The following is a 522-nucleotide window of genomic DNA, read 5'->3' on the forward strand; positions in this document are numbered from 1 at the left end:
GCAATATCGATAATGGACATAGTAAACAAAGCCGCCAACACGATGATGGTAAGAAGCAACAAGGTGTCAGTCGAATAAGATGAGATGACTCGGTTGTACACTTGCAACATATAAAGTGGGATAGCAAGTACGAGTAAATTAATGAAGAGACTAAAACCGATCAGCAAACCTGCAAGCGTGCATAGTTTTTGTCTGACTTCTTTGAAAACTGTTTTCTGCACGATTACTTCCACTTTAATCGAATGATGTAGGCGCTAGATGACTAGCGCCTTAAACTAGATTTTAAATAACAAATAAATCGGCACCGTAGGTGTTAATATCTGTTTCAGTAACACCAATCAGCTTAACGGTTAAATCTGCGCCGTCAGTAAATACTGCATTGCCAGCCGCATCGTAGCTGAAAGTTAAATCGCCGAACTCTGTCACAGTGTCACTAATGATGTGAAGCGAGTCTTCACCGATAGTGAAATCCACTACCTTCGCTTCACCATGACCACCAAACTTGTCAGTGAACACAAATTT

Annotated in this window: 2 pseudogenes; both read right to left on the minus strand. The window is 40.8% G+C overall.

The features are described 5' to 3' along the window. Window positions 1–221: pseudogene (locus R7093_RS27960) on the minus strand (type I secretion system permease/ATPase); the annotation flags it as partial. A 61-nt stretch (window positions 222–282) separates the two neighbouring features. After that, window positions 283–522 (minus strand): annotated as a pseudogene (locus tag R7093_RS27965) (calcium-binding protein); the annotation flags it as partial.

Source organism: Vibrio sp. 1580 (genome assembly GCF_033340055.1).